This is a genomic window from Microbispora triticiradicis, from assembly GCF_005864065.1.
GTDB classification, from domain to species: Bacteria; Actinomycetota; Actinomycetes; order Streptosporangiales; family Streptosporangiaceae; genus Microbispora; species Microbispora triticiradicis.
Window position 1 is genome coordinate 206,421 of record NZ_VANP01000001.1, and the last position, 20,932, is coordinate 227,352.

The following is a 20,932-nucleotide window of genomic DNA, read 5'->3' on the forward strand; positions in this document are numbered from 1 at the left end:
GGGCGGCTATCCGCCCGGACGGCTCTGGAACAACTGGGCGTCGGTGCTCGGGGGCGCCTGTGTCGAGGTGTCGACCTGGGAGGTGATGTCGATGCCGTGCCTGAGCTGGGTCCACAGGCCCAGGATCGCCGCCGCCTGGGCGACGATGAGCGCGATCCCGCTGCCCGCCGTACCGAGCCGGTAGACGACGGCCACGGGGGTGAGCCGCGACGCGAGGCCGCCCGGACGGGTCTGGAGCGTGCGCGCGTCCATGAGGACGGCGACCACGGTCAGGACCAGGAAGAGCAGCAGGATCCGGACGAGGGAACCGCGCACCGGGGCCTGTCCGATGAGGTTGTTCAGCACGGCGTGCGCCCCGGTGGCCGCGCCGTACGCGAGCACGGGCACGGCCCCCTTCAGGTAACCGCGCCTGCCGGGCAGGCGACGCCACAGCGCGCCCAGCACGAACCCGGCGACCGGCCAGATCAGCAGCCCTCCGATCAGGTCGCCGGCCAGCCCGTAGAACCCGTTTGGCTCGCGGAGCCGGTCGAGCCAGCCGTCGTGGCCCATGCTGTCGGTGCTCCAGGTGGCCCAGATGAGGAACACGGCGGCGGGCGCGCCCACGTAGGTCGCGTACCGCGAGGCGAGCCGCGCGTTGGCCCACCATGAGCTCCCCGGGCCGCGCGCCAGCGCGAGGTCGAGCGGGGTCAGGCCGTCCTCTCTGCGGGGATCGAGGCCGATCTCCCCGCGTAACCGCCCGATGCGCTCCACGACCGGCTCGTTCTCCCTGTGGTAGGCGGCGTCGTCCATGTCTCCCGCGGCCCAGCGCCGGCGCAGGCCCTTCTCCCGCGCCTCCAGGGCCCGGTGCTCCTCGACGATCACGGCGAGCCGCCGCCGCGACACGCCCGGGTCCGCGGGCTCGGCCCGTCGCGTCAGCCGCAGCAGCAGAGACAGCACCGTCAGACCGGCGAGCGCGGCGAGCGGGACGGGCACCCCCGCGTACGTGCTGGGCCATCTGATCGTGCCCACGACGAACAGGAAGGCGACGAGCCACGCGGTGAGCGGCCCGACGGCTTCCGTGCGCCGTCCGTGCAGACGCAGCAGCAGCAGAAGCAGGAGCACCACAAGCGGCCACATCAGATAGGCGAGGTTCCGCAGCAGAAAGAAGGGCGAAACGACGACATCCGGCAGGTATCCCCAGGTCCGCAGGCCGGTGACGGCCGCGTGGGCCACGAACGCCAGGGTCGTCAGCGCGAGCCCCGGGACGCTCCATCGCAGCAGCGCGCGGACGGCCCGGGGCGTCCTCCTGTCCGGTACGCGAGCCGCCCGCACCGCGATCACCCACGCCGCTCCGGTGAGCAGCGACGCCGTAGCGACGGCCGATGCGATCCACGCGGGTGCCGCCTGCTCGTGGACGTACCGCCTGGCCAGGGGCGCGAAGCCGCTGACGGCGACGAGCGCCGCCCCCGCGAGCACCACTCCCGCGAACGCCGGACCGGTGGGCCCTGAACGGGTGCGCCCGGCACCGGTGGGCGCCCGGCCGGCCCGCCGGCTTCGCGGACGCGCCCGCCGCCACGCGGCCGCGCCGAGCGGCGCCGCCAGGATGAGAACGGCCCCCGCGTCGGTCAGGCCGATGAGGTGGGCCAGGAAGAGCGTCCCGCTGAGGAGGAGCACGGCCGCGATCACCTCCACCGCGGTGATCATCGCCAGGGTGCCGAGAACGATCCTTACGAGGGCGCGCTCGTCCCGGTCGGCCGAGCGCCGGCCGAGCAGCACGAGCAGTCCGGCGAGCAGCAGGTACGGCAGCGCGAAGCCCAGGCAGGTCGCGACCGTGAGCACCTGCTGTCCTCCAGAGCCGGTCCAGCGCTGGAACGCGGACCGCGCGGACATCCGGAGGGCGACCTCGACGCGCGGTGGCGCGGCGGCGTCCCGCCACACGTATGTGTGACCGGGCCGCACCTCCGACGGCAGGGGCATCACTGCGCGCACCTCGGAGTCCGGCGCCCGCACGGCCACGGCCCGCCATCGCGCCCGGGCCAGCCCGGGCGGCAAACCGGCCGGTGAGAGCCGCAACGCGACGAACCGGGTCTGGCCGGACGTCCGGCTCGACCACAGCCCGGCGACCTCCGTCTCCCACTCCATGTCGTACGACTGCAGAGGAGTCTCCTGGGTGCGCTGGACCACGACCTCGGCGCCGTCCGGCGTCATCGTGGCCGTCGACGTCGACGAACCGCCGGCCAGAAGCAGGCAGCCGTCGGCGCCGTCGGCGGCGAACAGGGCGGCGGCCCCCGGCCAGTCGCGGGGCACGCCGACCCGCGTCGTGCTCCTCATCACAGCGGTGTCGTGGCCGCGTTCCTCGACGGTCACGGACGTCTCGACCCAGGCGGAACCGGGAGGCCCGAACTCGCACTCCGAAGCGGCGGCGAGCGCCGGGCGCGGACCGAGAGCCACCACCGCGAGGAGCGCCGACGTCAGGACGGCGACTCTGAGCACCATCGCGACGGGGATCATTCCCACGACGGTCGTCATCTGCCGCACAGCCGACCTCCCCGCGCGATTGGGCTCCAAAGGATCAGTCGCTCGGGAGGCGGCATTGGTTACAGCCAGGGCGGAATGTCGGTGCGGTCGCCGGCCGTGCCGTCAGAGGCCGTTCAGGGGCCGCTCAGGGGCCGCTCAGGGGCCGCTCAGGGGCCGCTCAGGGGCCGCTCAGGCGCCGTTCGCCCTTCGTCGTGATGACGTACACCTGCCAGTTGTAGTAGGCGTAGTAGTTCCTGATGTCGCGCTTCATCTGGCGGGTGTGCAGCAGGACCGCGTCCACGTACGCCTGGGAGTGGTTGTAGGCGTACAGCGCCCGCCGGTAGTCGCCCGGCGCTCCCGACGCGTGCAGGTAGTTGGCCGCGGCGAGCAGGGCGTCCCGGGTGTCGTCGATGTCGCCGCCCATCCCGTACGCCTTCCAGGTGCCGGGCATGAACTGCATCGGCCCCTTGGCGCCGACGTAACTCGGCGACCGGACGCGGCCGAACTTGGTCTCCACGAGCATGACCGCGGCCAGCACCTGCCAGTCGATCCCGAACTGGCGCCCGGCCCGGCGGAAGCCGTCGAGCAGGACGTCCGCCGGTTCGGGCGGCTCGATGCGGAACTTGACCGGCCCGCTGACGGGGTGGGCCAGGGAGAGCAGTTCGCGTACGGCCGTCACGTTGTCCCGCGCCCGCGCGGCCTGGTCCTTGGACAGTTTCCCGTAGGTGCGCGACGCGACGCCGGGGTTACGGGCCAGATGACGGTAGAGGCGCTGCTCGTACAGGGCGAGCAGGACCACCGGCTCGGGGGCCTGTCCCCTGGCGGGGTCCCCCGTGCGCCGCCAGTCGTCGACGGCGTCCCGCAGCAGCGCGGTCGTCCGGGTCAGCGCCTCGGCCAGCGCGGCGGGATCCTTGGGAATCTTCGCGTCGGGCGCGGGCGGCTTCGCGGGCGGCGGCTGCTCCGGCGTCGCCGGCGCGGACGGGCCTCCGGAAGGCGGCTCCGGCGGCGTCACGGACGCGGCCGGAGCCTCGGCCCCGCCGGAGACGGCCGGCGATCCCTCGCCCCGCGCGCCGGCGCAGCCGGACAGCGAGACCAGACCGGCGAGCCCGCCTGCCAGCAGGCCGGCGAGCAGGCGCGGACGCCGCGACGCGGAGAGGGACAGGACAGGACTGGTACGGGCACGCTGATCGTTCATCGGTCCCAACGTATGCCCGGCGGCGCCGTTTCACGTCGTCCCGACGCCGGGACGCCGCGCGCCGCCGTCCCCCGGCTGGCGGCGGCGACGGGAGGGATACAGTCGGCCGTAACCTTTTCCGGCCGCACCCCATTCCCCGTTTTCCCACCTCAGGTGTTGACCGGATAAGTAACCTGGCAGTAATGCTCGACTCGTGCGCCTGCCCCGGGTGAAATTCGAGCACCGGCCCCACCGGTACGAGGACGGCACCATTCGCATCGGCGGCGAGATTTACGGGATCGCCGCCGAAATCGAGGATCCGTACGGCTGGGTCTGGACCGCCCTGTGCCTGATGGACGGCACCCGCTCCAGCGAGGACATCGCGGACCGGCTCCGCCTGGCCCATCCGGAGCTGCCGGACGCCGAGTCGGTCGTCGAGCAGCTCGTCGCGACCCGATACGTGGAGGACGCCGCCGCCGTGCCACCCGCCGCGCTGAGCGAGCGGGAGATCGACCGGTACAGCAGGAACCAGGCGTTCTTCCGGATGGTCGGCCCGGGCCCGCACAGCTGGGAGGCACAGCTGCGGCTCAAGGGCGCGCGGGTGGTGGTGCTGGGGCTGGGCGGCACGGGCAGCCACGCGGCGTGGGCCCTCGCCGCCGCGGGCGTGGGCGAGATCCACTGCGTGGATCCCGACCTGGTCGAGCTGTCGAACCTCAACCGTCAGGTGCTGTACGGCGAGGCCGACGTGGGACGGCCGAAGGCCGAGGCGGCCGTCGCGCGGCTGCGCGGCGTCAACTCCGACATCACCGTCACCGGCGACCGGCGGTGCGTCGGCAGCCGCCGTGAACTCGCCGATCTGATCGCGGGTTACGACGCGCTCGCCCTCTGCGCCGACCGGCCGGACGGGCACCGCATCAGGGTGTGGGCCAACCGCGCCTGCGCCGCGGCGGGGATCCCGTGGGTGGGCGGCGGGTACAGCGGGCCGCTGGTCACCGTGGGCTGCTTCACCCCGGACGCCGGCACCTGCTACGAGTGCCTGTGCGACGGCGAGGAGGCCCGGCGCCGCCCGGGCACGCCGGTGGACCTCGGCGGGCCGGGGGTGATCGCCACGTCGGCGGGCCTGTCCGGCCAGCTCGTCGCCCACGCGATGATCGCGCTGCTGACCGGGGCGTCCGCGCCGCCGGCCGGCACCATCCGGGGAGTCAACCTGATCGCCGCGGACCACCATGTGCGGGTCAGCCATCCGCCCCGCCCCGGCTGCCCGGTCTGCGGGACCCGGGTGCGCGCCCGTTTCAATTCGAATGGGCGCATTTCGCCGGCATGACCGAAACAGCGATTACCACAACGAATTGACAGAATCATTGACTGCGTGCCATCGGCGGCGAATCATGAACGCGTTCTCGCGAGAACATCCCCGTCCCTCACCCACGAGAGGAACCGGATGACCCCCAACGAGCACGAGATCGAAACCGCCGACGAGGCGGCCCCGCCGGTCAAGACGAAAATCACCATCCGGCTGCTCGACAAGATCGAGACGACGAACGCCAGCAACAGCGTCGGCAACTGACGCCGGTGCCGCCACCGTGGTGTGCGGGCGCGCAGCGGGAGCGCCCGCACGCCGCAGGCGGTCGTGCCGCACCGGCCCCGCGGCCCCGCGCCGCACCGCGACGGACGGCCCGAGGGAGGGAAGGGTGGCATCCACCCGCACCATCTTTGACGACGTACGGCAGGCCGAGGCGCGGGTGCTGCCCGCCGACGCCTACCAGGCCGAGTTCGCCGAGGAGTTCGCCCGGGCGACCGGCGTGGTGTGGAAGCTCGAACGCGCCCAGGAGTTCCGCGAACCCGACGTCCCGAGCTGGCGGGCGATGATGGCCGGTGACTGGGAACGTTCCCTCGCCCTGATCGCGGAGATGCGGGAGCCCCTCACCGGCTACTACCGCACCCGCCCGGCGACCCGCAGGCTCCGTGTCGTGGAGACCCCGCTCACCCCCTATCTCCAGTGGGAACTGCGCGTCCTGGCCGTCAGGGCGGAGGCCGGGGAGCGTCCACGGGTGCTCGCCGCCGGCGCCGTACGGGAGTTCGAGCGCACCGCGCCGCTCCCCGAGCTTGTCGCGATCGGCTCGTCGCTCCTCTACGAGGTGCTGTACGACGAGATCGGTGGGCACGTCGGCGCCCGGCGGATCACCGACCCGGACCTCGCGGGCCCCTGTCGCGCCGCGATCGAGACGCTCTACCAGCGGGGAGAGGACGTGCGGGCGTACGTCGAGCGGGAGGTCCTCCCGCTGCCGCCTCCCTCGGCCTCCTCCCGGTCGCGCGGCACCTACCGCCCCTGAACCCCGCGCCTGGAGGCCGCGATGAGTCAGGACGCCGGGCCGCCGGCGGATGGGACCCGGGTCCGGCTGCGCGACCTCGCGTTCCGGCGGGACGGCTCCCAGTGGATCGTCGGCCGCCCGGACGGGCAGGAGTTCGCCGCGGTGCCGTACGAGGGGATGCGGGCCATCAGGCTGCTGATGGAGGGCGCGACCATCGAGGAGGCCGAACGGCGGCTGCGCGGCGAGACGGGCGCCGACCTCGACGTCCGGGACTTCGTCCGCGCCCTCGGCGAGCTGGGTTTCCTGGACGAGCCGGGCAGGCCGGCCGCCCCGGCCGAGCCGCCGACGTTCCCCCGGCTGCGCGCCCGGCACGTGCGGTGGACGCTGAGCCCGCTGCTCCACACGGCGGTGGCCGGCGTGATCGCCGCCGGGACGGTGACGGCGGTGATCAGGCGGGAGACGCTGCCGGGCTGGCAGGACCTGCTGTGGAGCGAGCACGGCACGCTCGTCCTGCTCTCCGAGATCGCCGTCGGCTGGACGCTGATCTTCCTGCACGAGATGGCGCACCTGTCGACCGCCAGGGCGGCCGGGGTGCCGGGCCGGATCCGCCTGGGCACGCGGTTGCAGTTCCTGGCCGTCCAGACCGAGGTGTCCGGGATCTGGCTGGCCGAGCGGCGCGTCCGCCTGACGGTCTATCTCGCCGGGATGGCCGTCGACGCGGCGGCCTGCTCGGCCGCGGTCATCCTGGCCGCCGTCCTGGGCCGCCACACCGTGCTGTCCCTCGTCACGCTGACCTCGGTGTCCATGCTGACCACCCAGTTCCTGGTGTTCATGCGCACCGACGTGTACTTCCTGCTGCAGGACCTGACCGGCTGCCGGAACATGTACGGCGACGCCACCGCCTACGCGCGCCATCGGGTGCTCCGGCTGCTCGGCAGACCGACGCCCGACCCGCTCGCCGGCCTGCCCCGGCGGGAGCGCCGCAGCCTCCGGGCGTACGCGGTGCTGATGGTCGTGGGCACCGTGGTCTGCCTCGGAGTGGCGTTCGCGGTCACGCTGCCCGCGACGCTCGTCCTGCTCTGCCGGGCGGTGCGCGCGCTCGGCACCCCCGCCACGCCCCTCTCCGTCCTGGACGCCGCGGCGGTGCTGCTGGCCGCGCTCGCGTTCCAGGTGGCCTGGGCGCGGGCCTGGTGGCGCAGGCACGGCCCCCGCCTGCGCCGCACACTCCCCCGCACCCGCACGCGGCCGTAGCCGCCCGAGGCCATGGCCGTCGCGCAGGGGCTCCCATCGATACTCGTGTAAAAAATTCTGTACACGAGGTCAAAGATTGGCTACCTTGGAGATGTCAAAGATGTTGTACATCGAGAGGAGCCGCTCATGACTCACCTGGAGAAGCGCGCCTGGATCAGGCTGGTCGTCGCCGTGCTCGCCTACGCGGCGTACGTCGTCGTCGTCCTCAGACGGGCGGACGGGGGCCCGTTACCCGACACGCCGTACACCGCCGCCCTGCTGTGGTCGGTCGGCGGGGCCATCGCCGCCACGATCGCGGCCGAGATCGGGATGGCGATCGTGAACCCCCGCGCCTCCCGCGTGCAGGACGCGCGTGACCGGGAGATCGGGCGGTTCGGCGACCACGTCGGCCAGGCGTTCGTCGTGATCGGCGCGGTGGCCGCGATGCTCATGGCGATGGCCGGGTGGGACCGGTTCTGGATCGCCAACGTGGTCTACCTCTGCTTCGTGCTGTCGGCGGTCCTCGCCGGGATCGCCAAGGTCGTCGCCTATCGCAGGAGCCTTCCGGAATGGTGAAGCCGACCCGCGTGACCAACCGCATCCGCACGCTGCGGTTCACGCACGACGAGATGACCCAGGCCGAGCTCGCCGAGCGCGTCGGCGTGACCCGGCAGACCCTCATCGCCATCGAACAGGGCCGATACTCCCCGTCACTGGAGATGGCCTTCCGGATCGCCCGCGTGTTCGGCGTTCCGCTCGACGACGTGTTCCAGTACCCCGACCTCCCCGAGGAGACGCCATGAAAGCCATCGTCCAGGACGCGTACGGCCCGGCGGACGTGCTCCGCCTGAGCGACGTCGACCGCCCCGAGATCGGTGCCGAGGAGGTGCTCATCGAGGTCCGCGCCGCCGCGGTGGACCCCGGCGTGTGGGTCCTCATGACCGGCCGGCCGTACCTCATGCGCCTCGCGGGCTTCGGGCTGCGCCGGCCGAAGGTGGTGGTCCGGGGCCGTGACGTGGCCGGGGTGGTGGCGGCCGTCGGCGCCGGAGTGACCCGGTTCCGGCCGGGTCAGGAGGTGTACGGCACCTGTACGAGCGGCTCGTACGCGGAGTTCGCGAGGGCGCGGCAGAACAGGCTCGCGCCGAAACCGGCCGGCCTCACGTTCGAGCAGGCCGCCGCGATGCCGGTCTCCGGCATGACGGCGCTGCAGGCCGTGCGCGACGTCGCCGGTGTGCGCCCGGGGCAGCGGGTTCTGGTGATCGGCGCCTCGGGAGGCGTGGGGTCGTTCGCCGTGCAGATCGCCAGGGCGTACGGCGCGAGCGTCACCGGCGTGTGCTCGGCGGCGAAGGCGGGCTTCGTGCGGTCGCTCGGCGCCGACGACGTCGTCGACTACGCCCAGGAGGAGATCGACCGGGACGGGCCGCGTTACGACGTCGTCGTCGACACCGCCGGAAACCGGCCGCTGTCCCTGCTCCGGCGCGCCCTGACACCGCGGGGGACGCTGGCCGTCGTCGGCGGCGGGCACGTGGCCCACCGCTTCACCGGGGGCATGGGACGCACGTTCCGGGCGCCGCTGCTGTCACCGTTCACCGGGCAGCGGCTTCGCCCGGTCATGACGCGAGAGCGCGCCGAGGACCTGGAGGAACTGACCCGGCTCGCCGAGTCCGGCGCCGTCACCCCGATGATCGACCGGGTCTATCCCCTCGCCGACGCGCCCGACGCGATCCGTCACCTCATGGGGGGACACCCGGGCGGCAAGGTCGTCGTCACCGTGAACGGGACGGCCTGAGGCACGGCGGAAGCGTCGGTGGGCGGCTCTAGGCAAAAGTGATATCACTTTGCTAGTGTCTTGCTAGACATCGAGGAGCGTGCACATGACAGACCTGCAGATCGCCGTCGACATGCCGGCCCCCCAGACGCACGAGAGAGCGGCCCGCGAAACCGGGGGATGGCCGATGCTGATCCTGGCCCTGCTGGGCCTGCTGAGCCCCTTCGTGCTGGTCCCGGTCGGAATCGGCATCGCGGCCGACGGGAGCGGCGGCCCGGGGGCCGTGCTGATCATCGCCGGGGTGCTGCTCCTCCTGGTGGCCGTCGTCGCCTTCACCGGGCTCACCGCGGTCGCTCCGGGCGAGGCGCGCGTGATCCAGTTGCTCGGCCGCTACGTGGGCACGGTCCGTACGCCCGGCCTCCGGTTCGTGGTGCCTTTCACGCAGAAGCGCCGGGTGTCGACCCGGATCCGCAACCACGAGACCGACGTCAGCAAGGTCAACGACGCCGACGGCAACCCGATCGAGATGGCCGCGGTGGTGGTCTGGCAGGTGGAGGACACCGCGAAGGCCGTCTTCGAGGTGGACGACTTCGTGGAGTTCGTCGCTTTCCAGACCGAGACGGCGGTCCGCCACATCGCGGGCAGCTACCCCTACGACGGGCACGACGACGTGCTCTCCCTGCGCCAGAACGCCGACGAGATCACCGGCCGCCTGTCGGCCGAGATCCAGGCCCGGGTGGCCTCGGCGGGGGTCCGGGTGATCGAGTCGCGCATCACCCGACTGGCGTACGCCCCCGAGATCGCGCAGGCCATGCTCCGCCGCCAGCAGGCCGGAGCGGTCGTCGCGGCGCGTCAGCGGATCGTGGAGGGCGCGGTCGGCATGGTCGAGGCCGCCCTGGCCCGCCTCGACGAGCACGACGTGATCGAACTGGACGAGGAGCGCAAGGCCACCATGGTCAGCAACCTGCTCGTCGTCCTGTGCGGCGACCGGGACGTGCAGCCCGTGGTCAACACCGGTTCCCTCTACCGCTGACCGTGGCGACCGACCGGAAGAGCATCCTGCTGCGACTGGACCCCGCCGTGCACGACGCGCTGGCCCGGTGGGCCGGTGACGAACTACGCAGCACCAACGCGCAGATCGAGTTCCTGCTCCGCCAGGCGCTGGCGGACGCGGGGCGGCTTCCCCGCGAGGCCGCCCGCATCCCCCGGCGCGGCCGGCCGCCCAGGACATCGGCTCCGCCCAACGGCTCCGCGGCCTCCCAGAAGCCCGACGAGCCCGAAGGCGGAGCTCCGCCCGGAGACGACTGAGAGAAGGCGACCTCATGAACGTTCCCGGCTCCCTGCCGGCCCGGCTCTACCTGCTCGGCTACGACCCCCGTAAGGAGCGGGTGGTGACGAACTATCGCTTCCCGTACCTGCTCCGCGCCGCCGCGCTCACCGAGCTGCTCCTCGAGGGCCGGATCGCCGACGAGCGCGGCAAGGTGCGGGTGGTGAGCGAGCAGCCGCTCGGCGATCCGGTCCTGGACGACCTGCTGCACCAGATCGCCGGGTCCCGCCCCAAGCCGTGGCGGCACTGGATCGACAAGGACGGCCGCGCGACGGTCCGGGCGGTCCGGGACGAGCTGGAGACGCGGCACTGGGTCCGCGTGGAGCTGCGCCAGCCGTTCCTCCTGGTCTTCAACAGGACCCGGGTGCGCGTGCGCGATCCGCGCGTGGTGAAGCGGCTCACGACGCAGGTCGCCACCGCGCTCAACGGTCCCATGTCCCGGGTCGGCGAACGGGAGGCCGCCCTGGTCGCGCTGGCCGCCGCGGGAGAGCTCCGGACGGTGCTGCCACGTGCCAGGCGGAAGGCGTACAAGCAGCGCATCGCCGAGCTGGGCGAACGCGGCGGACCGGCGACGCCCGCCCTGCGCAAGGTCATCCAGCAACTGCACGCGGCGTCCGCCGCCGCCATGAGCGGGGGCGGCTGACCCGCCCGCACGACGCGGCCCCGGCGTTCCGAGGCGGCCGGTCCCGGCGGGGGCGTCACTGTGCGGCGAGGCCTGGGGCGATCGTGCGCAGCGCCTCGGCGAGGTCGGCGGCGGACGGCGCCTCGTCGGGATCGACGAGCCACTGCGCCGCCATGCCGCCGAGCAGCGCCTGGTAGAACGCGCCGACGGCCATCGCCTTCCGCGGGTCCGCGGCCGGGTCGAGGTTCTCGAAGAGCGCCGCGAGTCCCAGCTTCGCCTGGCGGTTGGCCGTCGCGAAGGCCTCCCGCAGCTCGGGCAGGCGGTCCATCTGCGCGATGAGCTCGAACTGGATGGCCCACAGGGGCCTGAGCCTGGCGAAGGACTCGATGATCCGGGTCCAGGTGGCCTCGAACCGCTGCGCGGGCGTCCCGCCGAGCGCCGGTCCGGCGGCGAGGGTCCGCTCGATCTCCTTGCCCCACTCCTCCATCGCATCGACGAGAGCCGCGTTGAGCAGCGCCTTCGTCGACCTGAAGTGGTAGCCGATGGAGGCGAGGCTGGTGCCGGCCGCGGTCGCGATGTCACGGGCGGTGGTGCCGGAGTACCCCTTCTCCATCAGGCATCGCCTGGCACCGGCGAGCAGGTCTTCCCGGTTTCCCATGCGCAGATCCTAACCGATTCACGGACTGATGTCTGAGACATATGTACTAGACAAAATATTGAGACGTTTGTACAGTCCGAGTCGTGACGAACATCCTGATCTCCGGCGGAAGCGTCGCCGGGCTGACGCTGGCGTACTGGTTGCGTGAGTACGGGTTCACCCCCACCGTCGTCGAGCGCGCTCCCCGCCTGCGGGAGGGCGGCTACAAAATCGACATCCGGGGCGCGGCACTCGACGTCGTCGGCCGCATGGGCCTGCTGGACGAGGTGCGCGGGCACAGCACGGACATGCGCGTCGCACGCTTCGTCGACGCCCGGGGGAAGCAGGTCGCGACGATGAACGCCGAGGTGTTCGGCGGCCGCGAGGGCGACGACGTCGAGATCATGCGCGGCGACCTCGTCCGGATCCTGCACGGCGCGGCCGGAGACGGTGTCGAGTACGTCTTCGACGACTCCGTCACCGCCCTGGAGCGGACGCCCGGAGGGGTGCGCGTCACCTTCGAGAGCGGTCCCCCGAGGACGTTCGACCTGGTGGTGGGTGCCGACGGCCTGCACTCCAACGTCCGCGCGCTGGCCTTCGGCGAGGAGTCCCGGTTCGTCCGCGACCTCGGGCACCACATCTCGATCTTCACGGTGCCCAACCACCTCGGCCTGGACCGCACCGAGATGATGCACCCCGCGCCGGGCCGGAGCGCCGGGATGTACGGCACCCGGCGAGACGCCGACGCCAGGGCGATGTTCCTGTTCTCCTCCCCGCCGGGGGCCGGCGACGGGCGGGACGTCACCCGGCAGAAGAACCTGCTCGCCGAGGTCTTCGCGGACCAGGGCTGGGACGTCCCGCGCCTCCTCGACGCCATGTGGGACGCGCCGGACTTCTACTTCGACTCGATCAGCCAGGTGTGCATGGACGGCTGGTCGTCGGGCCGAGTGGCCCTCGTGGGCGACGCCGCCTACGGGCCCTCCCCCGCGTCCGGGCAGGGCACCAGCCTGGCCCTGGTCGGCGCCTACGTGCTGGCGGGCAGCCTCGCCGCCGCGGCCGCAGACCACACCGCCGGGTTCGCCGCGTACGAGCGTGAGATGCGGCACTTCGTCGAGGAGAACCAGAAGCTCGCGGCCCCCAACATCAAGGGCATGGTGCTGAGGTCCGCGGCGCAGATCCGGTTCCAGATGCTGATGCTGCGGCTGATGCCGCACCTGCCGGGGAAGGACCGGATGATCGAGCGGGTCACCGGGCCGATCCGCCGGGCCGCGACCGCGATCACGATCCGGGACTACCGGGTCCCGTCGGTGTGAGCCGTACCGCCGGGCCGACAGGCGGGGCCTCTCGGGCGGGGCTTCTCAGCGGGGCTTCTGGGGCCGCCCGGAATGACGGTGCGCCCGGCTGCGCCCCCACGGCGGAACCGGGCGCACCGAGCCGGCCCCGGACTCCGGCGACAGGAGGGGGCGAACCCACATCCGCCGTCGCGAGGCCGGTGCTCGCGCGGGTCCGGTGGGTCCGCCGCCTCCTGGTGGGCGGCGCCGTCAGGGCGCCGCCGGTCTCACGAGCCGGTGCAGGTGACGGTGGGAGTCGACGCCGTACCGTTGGCGAGGAAGCCGAACGTCGTCGACGCGGACGGCGCGAGCGAGCCGTTGTACGAGGCGTTGCTCACGGAGACCGTCGAGCCGCTGGTGGTCAGCGTGCCGTTCCAGACCTGGCTGATGGTCTGGCCGCCGGCCAGGGTCCACTTGACGGTCCAGCCGCTGATCGCCTCGCTTCCGGCCGTCACGGTGACCTCTCCCTGGAACCCGCCGGACCACGTGTTGGTGGTGCGGTAGGTCGCGCTGCAGGCGCCGGTGACCGGCGGAGTCGGCGTGCGCGTGGGCGTGGCCGACGGTGACTGCGAGGGCGACTGCGACGGGGACTGCGACGGGGACTGCGACGGCGACTGGGAGGGCGACTGCGACGGGGACTGCGAGGGCGTGGCCGAAGGCGACGGCTGGCCGTTGCCGCTGAACTGCCACCAGTTCACGTTGAACAGGTTGCCGCTGCCGCCGGTGAACTTGAGGTACAGGTCGTGGGTGCCGGTCGCGCCGTTCACCGAGCAGGAGACGGTGGTCCAGGTCTGCCACCCGCCGGTGCCGGAGACGTTGCACGTGCCGACCAGGGTGCCGTTGACGCCGTCCAGGTGCAGCTCGATCTTGCCGCCGGAGTTGGCGGAGGCGACCCGGGCGCTGAAGGACGTCGCGCCGGAGCCGAAGGCGACCCCCTTGACCTTGATGTAGTCGCCGTTCTCGATGAACCCGACGTTCATGCCGCCCTCGGTGGAGGCCTCGGTCTCCACACCCGACTCCCACGCGATCGTCTCGGCCTCCTGCCGGACGTACGGGTTGAGCGTGCCGATCTGCGGCGCCCCGGTCGTGGTCATGTTGATCGTCGGAATCGACCCGTCAGAGCCGTAGGTGAACTTCTCCACCGCCACCGAGCGCGTGTATCCGCCGCCACCCGGCAACGCACCGTTGTGGTAGAAGAAATACGACCCGCCGTTGTAGTCGATGATCCCCGGGTGGTTGGTGAAACTGCTGCCCTGCGTCGACATGATCGTGCCGCGGTAGGTCCACGGCCCGGTCGGGCTGGAGGAGGTCGAATAGGCGATGAACTCCGAGCAGCACTTGGCCGCGAACACCATGTAGTAGAGGCTGCCCCGCTTGTAGAACCAGGGCCCCTCCTCGAACAGCGTCGGCCGGTTGGCGTCCCCGGTGCGGGTGCCGAAGCCCGACGTGGTCAAGGTGACCTTCGTCGCGCTGCCCGAGTAGGAGATCATGTCGCTGTTCAGCTTGACGTACCACAGGTTCGGGTTGCCCCAGTACAGATAGGCCTGCCCGTTGTCGTCGATGTAGACGGTCGGGTCGATCTCCCCGTTTTCGACCAGCGGGCGCCCGATGGCGTCCTTGAACGGGCCGGTGGGGCTGTCGGAGACGGCCACGCCGATGGCCATCCGGCCGGTCGAGCGGTTGGTCGTGGGGACGTACCAGTAGAACTTGCCGTTGCGGTAGACCGCCTGGCCCGCCCACGCGTCCGACTTCGCCCAGCTGAAGGTGGCCACGCTCAGCGGGGAGCCGTGGTCGGTCCAGTTCACCATGTCGGTGGTGGAGAAGACCCGCCAGTCCTTCATCGTGAAGTAGGTCGAGCCGTCCTCGTCGTGACCGGTGTAGAGGTACACCCGCCCGTTGTAGACCAGCGGGGCCGGGTCAGCGGTGTAGATCGTCTGCACGATGGGGTTGTCCGCCTTGGCCGTCGTGGCCGGCAGCAACGCCGCCATGCACAACAGGCCCGCCATCCAGACGACACCACGCCTGAGCCGGGCCCGAAGGGTGAACGCCGATCCCATACTCACCTCCTGGGGTAGTGACCACGCGACTTGCGCATCGACACGTTCAGCGGCGACAAGTACTACTCAATTGTTAGCGTTAACAATCACGGGCGCACGATTCCGTTCGCCCGCTTGTACGGAATCCGTCTCCGTCAACGCGTGCCGCGGCGACCGTGGACATCGCCACGGCGCGGAGCCAATCCCATGCGGGCGGGATGGTCAAGGTTCCGGGCCCGTGCCCCGGCGGCGCCACGCGCCCGGGCCACCCGCCCTGAACTGTGTCCGGAGCGCCGCGACCGGGACCTCCGTACCCGTGCGGGGTGTGAAACTTTCAGCTCCGCGACGCGGCGGAAAACCCGCCCATCCGCCGGTCAGCCACCCGGGCCGACCTCGTTGTCCGGCGCGCCGTCGCCCACCGTGGGCAGGTCGCCTCGTTCTACCGGCACGCGGGGCGGTGCGGTGCCGGCCTTCCCGTCTCCGGTGGCGCGCCGCGCCCCGGCGACGGCCGCCTTCAGCGCCGCCCGGCTGACGTCCGTCACCCCTCCGCTCAGCTTGATGAGGACGTCTCCCCTGGGCGCGACGTACTCGTGGCGGTCACCGGCCATCCGATACCAGCCCACCTCGTCGTGGATGCAGAGGACCAGCGCGTCCGGAGGCGTGGCGAGGTTGATCGGAGTGCTCCGGCACATGTCGTCATCGAAGGCACCCCGGTCGACCCGCAGTTCCACCTGACGTCCGCCGGGCGCGGTGTAGAAGACGCCGAACCCCTCCTCGCCGACCCCGCCCATGGACTGCTCGGCCATCTCGTATCCCGGCAGATCGACGAGATAGACGAGGTCGGGCGCGACCCCCAGCTCCCGCAGGTGATCCATGTCCACACCGGAGGAGGCCGTCACCGACCCGCACGCGCCGAGGCAGGCGAGCCCGAGAGCCGCCGCCATGGCCCATCGGCCTCTCCTCACCCGGTCATCGTCCCCGGCCGGGAGCGTTCGACCACCGCGCGAGCCGCATCGTCGCTCCTTGATCGCCTGCAGGTGTCCCCATTATGCGCGGAAAGCCGCGGTTCGTCCTTGAGACGGTTCAGCGGGCGCCTCCTACGCGCCGCGTGGTTTCGCCCGGACGTGCATGCGTTCGCCCTGGGTGCCGAACAGGCTGAGGATCTCCACCGGCGCCTCGCCGGTGCTGCCGAACCAGTGCGGCAGCCGGGTGTCGAACTCCGCGGCCTCCCCCGCCCTGAGGACGAGGTCGTGTTCGGCGAGCACCAGCCGCAGCCTCCCGTTGAGCACGTAGAGCCACTCGTAGCCCTCGTGCGTACGCGGCTCGGGATCACAGCGCTCCACCGAAATGATCATCTTGTACGCCTGCAGCCCGCCGGGGTGCTGGGTCAGGGGCACGATCGTCGAGTCCCAGCGGCTGATGGGCTTCAACCGCACCCGGGGATCGCCGACCGGCGGCGCGCCGACGAGTTCGTCGAGCGGCACCTGGTAGGCCCGCGCCAGCGGCAGCAACAGCTCCAGCGTGGGCTTGCGTTCGCCGGACTCCAGGCGCGACAGGGTGCTGACCGATATGCCGGTGGACTCCGCGAGCCGGCTCAGCGTGCTGCCGTTCTGCCTGCGCAGCGCACGCAGCCGCGAACCGACGGAGGCCAGGACGGCGGCGTCGTCGTTTGCCATACCGGCAATCCTACTTGTCGTTTTCGCACGCGGGCAGGCCGATTCCATCGCCTCCGCGCCGGAAGTCGCGTGGCCGCCCGGTGAACGAATGTCCTCGATCGGACGTCATATGGGCGAACGGAGGGGAGCGTCATGCGTACCGCAGTCGTCACAGGGGTGATGGTTCTCGGCCTGGCGAGCGTGCCGCCCGCGGCGGCGTCCGGTGCGGCCCACCAGGGCCACCTGGGCTATCAGGGCTACCAGGCGGAGGCGCCCGCGCCCACGTGGAAGCCGGTCAGGGTGAACACGCTGCCCGGGGACGACGTGCTCAACGACGTGACGGTCCTGGGCAACGGGTCGGTGTGGGCGGCCGGGCACCGGGTCGTGAACGGCAGGCAGCGGGGTCTCGTCCAGCGGTTCGACGGCCGATCCTGGCGGGTCATCCCGAACAGCCCGCCGTACGAGCTGCGGGCCGTGACGGCCACCTCCGGCACGAACGCGTGGGTCTTCGGCGAGGGCCGGGCCGCGCGCTGGAACGGCCGCGGATGGACCACGATCTCCCTGGGCGGCGGCTTCTCGGCGACGGACGCCGACGCGACGGGCGCGAAGGACATCTGGGCGGTCGCCGGGACGTCCGCCACGGCGAGGCACTGGAACGGATCCTCCTGGAAGAGCGTCCGGCTGCCGGGCCGCGCCTCCGCCGTCGACGCGTACAAGGCCGGCGTGGCCTGGGCGGCGGGCGTCAAGGGCAACCGTCCCTCGATCATGCGGTGGAACGGGACGTCCTGGACCCTGGTCCCGGCTCCGGCCCTCACCCTTCCCGCGCCGGACGCCGTCGTGACCATCCAGGACATCGCGGTCGTGGGATCGAAGAACGTGTGGGCCGTCGGCGGGGTCAGCTGGGAGGGCGCGGACGAGCAGGGCGACGACGTCGACTTCGGCCGCACCCTGGTGATGCACTGGAACGGCAGGTCGTGGACCGTCTCCATCGGCTCCGCCAACGCCCAGCCGTACACCGAGGTGGAGCCCGACGGCAGGGGCGGCGTCTGGGTCTTGCAGGGCAACTGGAACCCCACCCTGTGGCAGGTCACGGGCTCGACGTGGCGACAGGCCCGGCTCCTCCGGAAGTCCGGCACCGACGCCGTCGTGTTCTCCGTCGCCCGCAGGCCGGGAACGACGACGATGTGGGGCGCGGGCTTCACCGTCCCGCAGGGCGATCCCGACGACCCCTCGGCCAACGGCACGTTCTGGCGTACGCAGTGACCGCCTGACCTCGCCACGCCGTGCACCGACGGCGTGGCCGGTGCTTCGGGATCGCCCGCGGCCGGCGGAAGACACCCCGTCGGCCGGATGCACGCGCCCTGGCGACCTGCGGAAGGCCGATCGGCCGGTGTGACGAGCGTCACGTTCTCCGGCTGTCACACCCGCCCTGACCTGCGGCTCCTCGCTTTATGATCCCTTTATGCGATCATAATCCCATTTGCACCCTTTGCGGCAATATGGCGTGTCTTGGTAGTTTCCTTGCCCAACGAACCCGGCCAGCCCGTGTTCGGAAAGCGCATCCACTGTCACCGGCGCCATGTCCTCTCCCGCCCCCCTGGGCGCCGGTGATGCCGAATCCGTGCCAGCAAGGAGGCTCGGAGCCGGGGAACCAATCGACCTTCCATCCGAAGGTCCGGGGTGAATCGGCGCGCAAGCGCTGTAGGGCGACTTCCCTGCCCGAATCCGTCAGCTAACCCGGTAGGCGCAAGCGGAAGACCCTAGGAGAGATCCCTCTGTCCGCCAACCCCACCACTCTGCTTCGCGCTGCCTGCGTCACGCTCGGTAGCGCAGCGCTCACCCTCTCCCTGACAGGCTTCGGCGCCCTGCCCGCCGGCGCCGTCACGGGGACCGTGACAGCCCCGCCCCCGGACTCGACGGCCATTCCGCCCGAGCCCCCCGTCACGGCGTTCACCCCGTACGCCGGAGGGGCCGCCACGGCCTCCACGGCGGAGGCCTCCGTCAACACGAAGCTCACCAAGGCCGCTGTCCAGCAGGAGAAGGCCGAACTCGCTATCAAGGTGGCGAAAAAGCAAATCGGCGACCCCTACGTCTGGGGCGCCACGGGCCCGCGGTCGTTCGACTGCTCCGGGCTGGTCCAGTTCGCCTGGCGCAAGGCCGGCGTCAAGATCCCGCGTACGACGTGGTCGATGCTCAACGCCGTAAAGAAGAAGGTCTCCCTGGCGCGTCTCAAGCCGGGCGACCTCATCTTCACCAGCGGCGGCGGCCACGTGGGCATGTACATAGGGAACAAGAAAGTGATCAACGCTCCCCACTCCGGCGCGGTGGTCAGGGTCGACCGCCTCAAGGGCTACTGGAGGAGCAACTTCGTCACCGCCGTACGCCCCGGCGTGTGACCCCGGCGTCGTGGACGACACCCCGGCGGGGACGTCCGGTCACACGTGACCGCGTCTCCGCCGGGGACCGGCCAGGCCGGCGGCGGGCCGGCGGTCGTCCCGGCGCCGCCCGTAAGGGCGGATTCGGCTTGCCGCAAGGGTTCGGGGATGCGGAAGGATTGGGCCATGGACCGCCAGCTGATCAGCCATCTCGCTCATCGGGACCACCCCATCGCCGCGCCGGTCTCCGGTGCCAACGTGACCCGGCTGCTGCGCCGGGCCCGGCTGGCCGAGGGGGCGAGGATCCTCGATCTCGGCTGCGGCGAGGCGGCCTGGACGCTGCGCGCGCTGGCGCTCTACCAGGACGCGACCGCCGACGGTGTGGACATCTCCGCGCTCGGCCTCAAGGCGGCGGAACAGGCGGCCGAGGTCCAGGGCGTCTGGGAGCGCATCCGGTTCCACGAGCGGCCGGCCGCCGACTTCCCGGTCGCCGAGCAGTACGACCTGGTGCTCTGCGTAGGGGCCACGCACGCGTTCGGCGGGCTCGTCCCGACCGTCGAGCACGTCCGCCGTTACCTGCGGCCGAACGGGCTGGCACTGGTGGGCGAGGGATTCTGGGAGCGCGAGCCGACCACGGAGGCGCTCACCCGGCTGGGCGCCGCGAAGTCGGAGTTCCTCGACCTGCCCGGCACCGTCGCCGCCGCCGAGTCCCCCGGTTTCGACGTGGTCCACGCGTACACCAGCGACCTGGCCGAATGGGACGAATACGAGTGGTCCTGGACGGGCACGCTGCTGCGCTGGGCCAACGAGCATTCCGGCCCGGACGCCGACGACGCTCGCACGGCGGCTCTGGAGCACCGCGACATGTGGCTGCGCGGTTACCGGGGCATCCTGGGGTTCGTCACGCTCCTCCTCCAGCGGAGGAACTGACCCGATCCCCTACAGCTGACGGAGCACCCGCATGGCGTCCTCCTCCACGCGTGAAAGATCGCGGAGGATGACCCCGGCCTGCTCCAGGTGTCCCGCGTCACCGCTTTCTCCCGCCTTCGCGATCAGGACGGACACCTCCGTCCAGAGGCCGGCGGCCTCGGCGTACAGGCGGTGACCGGTGCGGAGGCCGCCGTCGTCGATCAGATGCGTGCACTCGTCGAGGAAGTCGCGGTAGAGGGCGCGGAACAGGGCGCCGCCGGTTCCTCCCTTCTCCATGAGGAGAGCGGCCTGCGGCAGGTCCCGCCGCGGCTCGGCGGCGCGTAGCAGCCATCCGGGCACCAGCTTGCCGGCCTTCTCGATGCCGCGGTGGCCCAGGTTCGCGATGGGAGCGGCGAGGAAGGCGTCGGCGCAGTCCCGGATGGCGGGGATGATCTGTTCCTGCCAGTTGAGCGGGCGGGCCGGCAGGGTGAGGGTGAAGGACCGGTTCCTGGCGGTCATCGGGCCGCGTTCGGCCCGCGCCCTGGCGAGGCCGTCCCGGCCGGTGCGTACCGCTCCGCCCTGCTGGTCGGTGTCCACCAGGTAGACCTCGTGCTCGTCGTAGCCGTACATCGCGACGACATGACCACCGAAGTGCACCTTGGAGCGGAAGTAGTCCAGGTGGTAGCAGTCGAGCTGGAGGCCGACCGGCCGGCCCGCGTCGACGCGGGCGGCCACGTTCTCCCACGCCTTGCGCGACGAGGTGGTCTCCTCGGTCGCCAGCGTCAGTCCCAGCCGGGCGGCCAGGTTCCTGGTGAGTTCGAACGGCTTGACCCGGCCGCCGAGGAAGGGGATCGGCATGGCCTTGCTGTCCCAGTAGACGAAGGACAGGCCCGACCCCAGCCCGAACAGCATGGGCTCGGACAGATCGAGCCCCTCGTGCCGCAACAGCACCCCCAGCGCCGTCGTCTCGCAGTGGCGCATGCCACGGGTCTCGACGTCCTTCACGAAGGTCATGCGTCGCTCTCCTCATGCCGGCCGACGGTCACCCTGAGACCTCCAT

General features: G+C 71.7%; 21 protein-coding genes and 1 riboswitch. Of the genes, 14 read left to right on the forward strand and 7 right to left on the reverse strand.

The annotated features are described in order from the left end of the window. Positions 1 to 6 precede the first annotated feature (6 nt). Both FED44_RS00995 and FED44_RS01000 read right to left on the reverse strand, forming a co-directional pair. Entirely contained in the window at positions 7 to 2,508 is a 2,502-nt protein-coding gene (locus FED44_RS00995) for a DUF6185 family protein (RefSeq protein ID WP_244301714.1), read from the reverse strand. A gap of 166 nt (positions 2,509 to 2,674) precedes the next feature. Beyond that, on the reverse strand, positions 2,675 to 3,691 hold the full coding sequence (locus FED44_RS01000) for a lytic transglycosylase domain-containing protein (RefSeq protein ID WP_138459449.1): 1,017 nt from the start codon (positions 3,689 to 3,691) through the stop codon (positions 2,675 to 2,677). A 193-nt stretch (positions 3,692 to 3,884) separates the two neighbouring features. On the opposite strand from FED44_RS01000, the gene FED44_RS01005 reads away from it, so the two are divergent. The 10 genes from FED44_RS01005 (at position 3,885) to FED44_RS01045 (ending at position 10,950) form a co-directional block, all read left to right on the forward strand. Continuing rightward, on the forward strand, positions 3,885 to 4,994 hold the full coding sequence (locus tag FED44_RS01005) for a HesA/MoeB/ThiF family protein (protein WP_208758781.1): 1,110 nt from the start codon (positions 3,885 to 3,887) through the stop codon (positions 4,992 to 4,994). A 117-nt stretch (positions 4,995 to 5,111) separates the two neighbouring features. Continuing rightward, on the forward strand, positions 5,112 to 5,237 hold the full coding sequence (locus tag FED44_RS37955; RefSeq protein ID WP_259402009.1) for a hypothetical protein: 126 nt from the start codon (positions 5,112 to 5,114) through the stop codon (positions 5,235 to 5,237). 124 nt (positions 5,238 to 5,361) lie between these two features. Then, complete coding sequence (locus FED44_RS01010) at positions 5,362 to 6,003, forward strand: DUF6879 family protein (protein ID WP_138459450.1); 642 nt, start codon at positions 5,362 to 5,364, stop codon at positions 6,001 to 6,003. 21 nt (positions 6,004 to 6,024) lie between these two features. Beyond that, positions 6,025 to 7,233 carry a hypothetical protein gene (locus FED44_RS01015; protein ID WP_138459451.1) on the forward strand — a complete coding sequence of 403 codons (1,209 nt, stop codon included), beginning with the start codon at positions 6,025 to 6,027 and terminating at the stop codon, positions 7,231 to 7,233. Between the two features lie 126 nt (positions 7,234 to 7,359). Further along, entirely contained in the window at positions 7,360 to 7,788 is a 429-nt protein-coding gene (locus FED44_RS01020; protein WP_111700600.1) for a hypothetical protein, read from the forward strand. Further along, positions 7,782 to 8,015 carry a helix-turn-helix transcriptional regulator gene (locus tag FED44_RS01025; RefSeq protein WP_138459452.1) on the forward strand — a complete coding sequence of 78 codons (234 nt, stop codon included), beginning with the start codon at positions 7,782 to 7,784 and terminating at the stop codon, positions 8,013 to 8,015. The genes FED44_RS01020 and FED44_RS01025 overlap by 7 nt, the downstream gene beginning before the upstream one ends. Then, the gene (locus tag FED44_RS01030) at positions 8,012 to 9,001 is read left to right on the forward strand and encodes an NAD(P)-dependent alcohol dehydrogenase (RefSeq protein WP_138459453.1); all 990 of its coding nucleotides are present in this window, start codon (positions 8,012 to 8,014) and stop codon (positions 8,999 to 9,001) included. Before FED44_RS01025 ends, FED44_RS01030 begins: the two co-directional genes overlap by 4 nt. Before the next feature lie 85 nt (positions 9,002 to 9,086). Next, on the forward strand, positions 9,087 to 10,013 hold the full coding sequence (locus tag FED44_RS01035; protein WP_111700597.1) for an SPFH domain-containing protein: 927 nt from the start codon (positions 9,087 to 9,089) through the stop codon (positions 10,011 to 10,013). 2 nt (positions 10,014 to 10,015) lie between these two features. Next, positions 10,016 to 10,288: a type II toxin-antitoxin system antitoxin gene (locus FED44_RS01040; protein WP_208758782.1), complete on the forward strand. Its 273-nt coding sequence runs from the start codon at positions 10,016 to 10,018 to the stop codon at positions 10,286 to 10,288. Between the two features lie 14 nt (positions 10,289 to 10,302). After that, a complete protein-coding gene (locus FED44_RS01045) occupies positions 10,303 to 10,950 on the forward strand; it encodes a GOLPH3/VPS74 family protein (protein WP_138459454.1) in 648 nt (215 codons plus the stop codon). A gap of 55 nt (positions 10,951 to 11,005) precedes the next feature. Here the strand turns inward: FED44_RS01045 and FED44_RS01050 are convergent, their stop codons facing one another. Beyond that, positions 11,006 to 11,587, reverse strand: a complete 582-nt coding sequence (locus FED44_RS01050; protein ID WP_111700594.1) for a TetR/AcrR family transcriptional regulator — start codon at positions 11,585 to 11,587, stop codon at positions 11,006 to 11,008. A gap of 83 nt (positions 11,588 to 11,670) precedes the next feature. Here FED44_RS01050 and FED44_RS01055 point away from each other — a divergent pair, with 83 nt between their 5' ends. Next, positions 11,671 to 12,879, forward strand: a complete 1,209-nt coding sequence (locus FED44_RS01055; RefSeq protein ID WP_138459455.1) for an FAD-dependent monooxygenase — start codon at positions 11,671 to 11,673, stop codon at positions 12,877 to 12,879. A 245-nt stretch (positions 12,880 to 13,124) separates the two neighbouring features. Here the strand turns inward: FED44_RS01055 and FED44_RS01060 are convergent, their stop codons facing one another. From FED44_RS01060 to FED44_RS01070, 3 genes are all read right to left on the reverse strand, one after another. After that, positions 13,125 to 14,954, reverse strand: a complete 1,830-nt coding sequence (locus FED44_RS01060; RefSeq protein ID WP_138459456.1) for a family 43 glycosylhydrolase — start codon at positions 14,952 to 14,954, stop codon at positions 13,125 to 13,127. A gap of 353 nt (positions 14,955 to 15,307) precedes the next feature. After that, positions 15,308 to 15,877, reverse strand: a complete 570-nt coding sequence (locus FED44_RS01065) for a hypothetical protein (RefSeq protein ID WP_138459457.1) — start codon at positions 15,875 to 15,877, stop codon at positions 15,308 to 15,310. A gap of 153 nt (positions 15,878 to 16,030) precedes the next feature. Continuing rightward, positions 16,031 to 16,609, reverse strand: a complete 579-nt coding sequence (locus FED44_RS01070) for a helix-turn-helix domain-containing protein (protein ID WP_138459458.1) — start codon at positions 16,607 to 16,609, stop codon at positions 16,031 to 16,033. A gap of 132 nt (positions 16,610 to 16,741) precedes the next feature. Between FED44_RS01070 and FED44_RS01075 the strand changes: the two genes are divergently transcribed. The 3 genes from FED44_RS01075 to FED44_RS01085 all read left to right on the forward strand — a co-directional run bounded on the left by FED44_RS01075 (position 16,742) and on the right by FED44_RS01085 (position 19,893). Next, positions 16,742 to 17,851 (forward strand): hypothetical protein, encoded by a 1,110-nt coding sequence (locus tag FED44_RS01075; protein ID WP_138459459.1) that lies wholly within the window; start codon positions 16,742 to 16,744, stop codon positions 17,849 to 17,851. A 338-nt stretch (positions 17,852 to 18,189) separates the two neighbouring features. Further along, positions 18,190 to 18,350: riboswitch (cyclic di-AMP (ydaO/yuaA leader) on the forward strand. Positions 18,351 to 18,480: 130 nt separating this feature from the next. Continuing rightward, complete coding sequence (locus FED44_RS01080) at positions 18,481 to 18,984, forward strand: C40 family peptidase (protein WP_167521353.1); 504 nt, start codon at positions 18,481 to 18,483, stop codon at positions 18,982 to 18,984. A gap of 165 nt (positions 18,985 to 19,149) precedes the next feature. Beyond that, positions 19,150 to 19,893 carry an SAM-dependent methyltransferase gene (locus FED44_RS01085; RefSeq protein WP_111700587.1) on the forward strand — a complete coding sequence of 248 codons (744 nt, stop codon included), beginning with the start codon at positions 19,150 to 19,152 and terminating at the stop codon, positions 19,891 to 19,893. A 9-nt stretch (positions 19,894 to 19,902) separates the two neighbouring features. Here the strand turns inward: FED44_RS01085 and FED44_RS01090 are convergent, their stop codons facing one another. Continuing rightward, positions 19,903 to 20,886: a BtrH N-terminal domain-containing protein gene (locus tag FED44_RS01090; RefSeq protein WP_111700586.1), complete on the reverse strand. Its 984-nt coding sequence runs from the start codon at positions 20,884 to 20,886 to the stop codon at positions 19,903 to 19,905. Positions 20,887 to 20,932 lie beyond the last annotated feature (46 nt).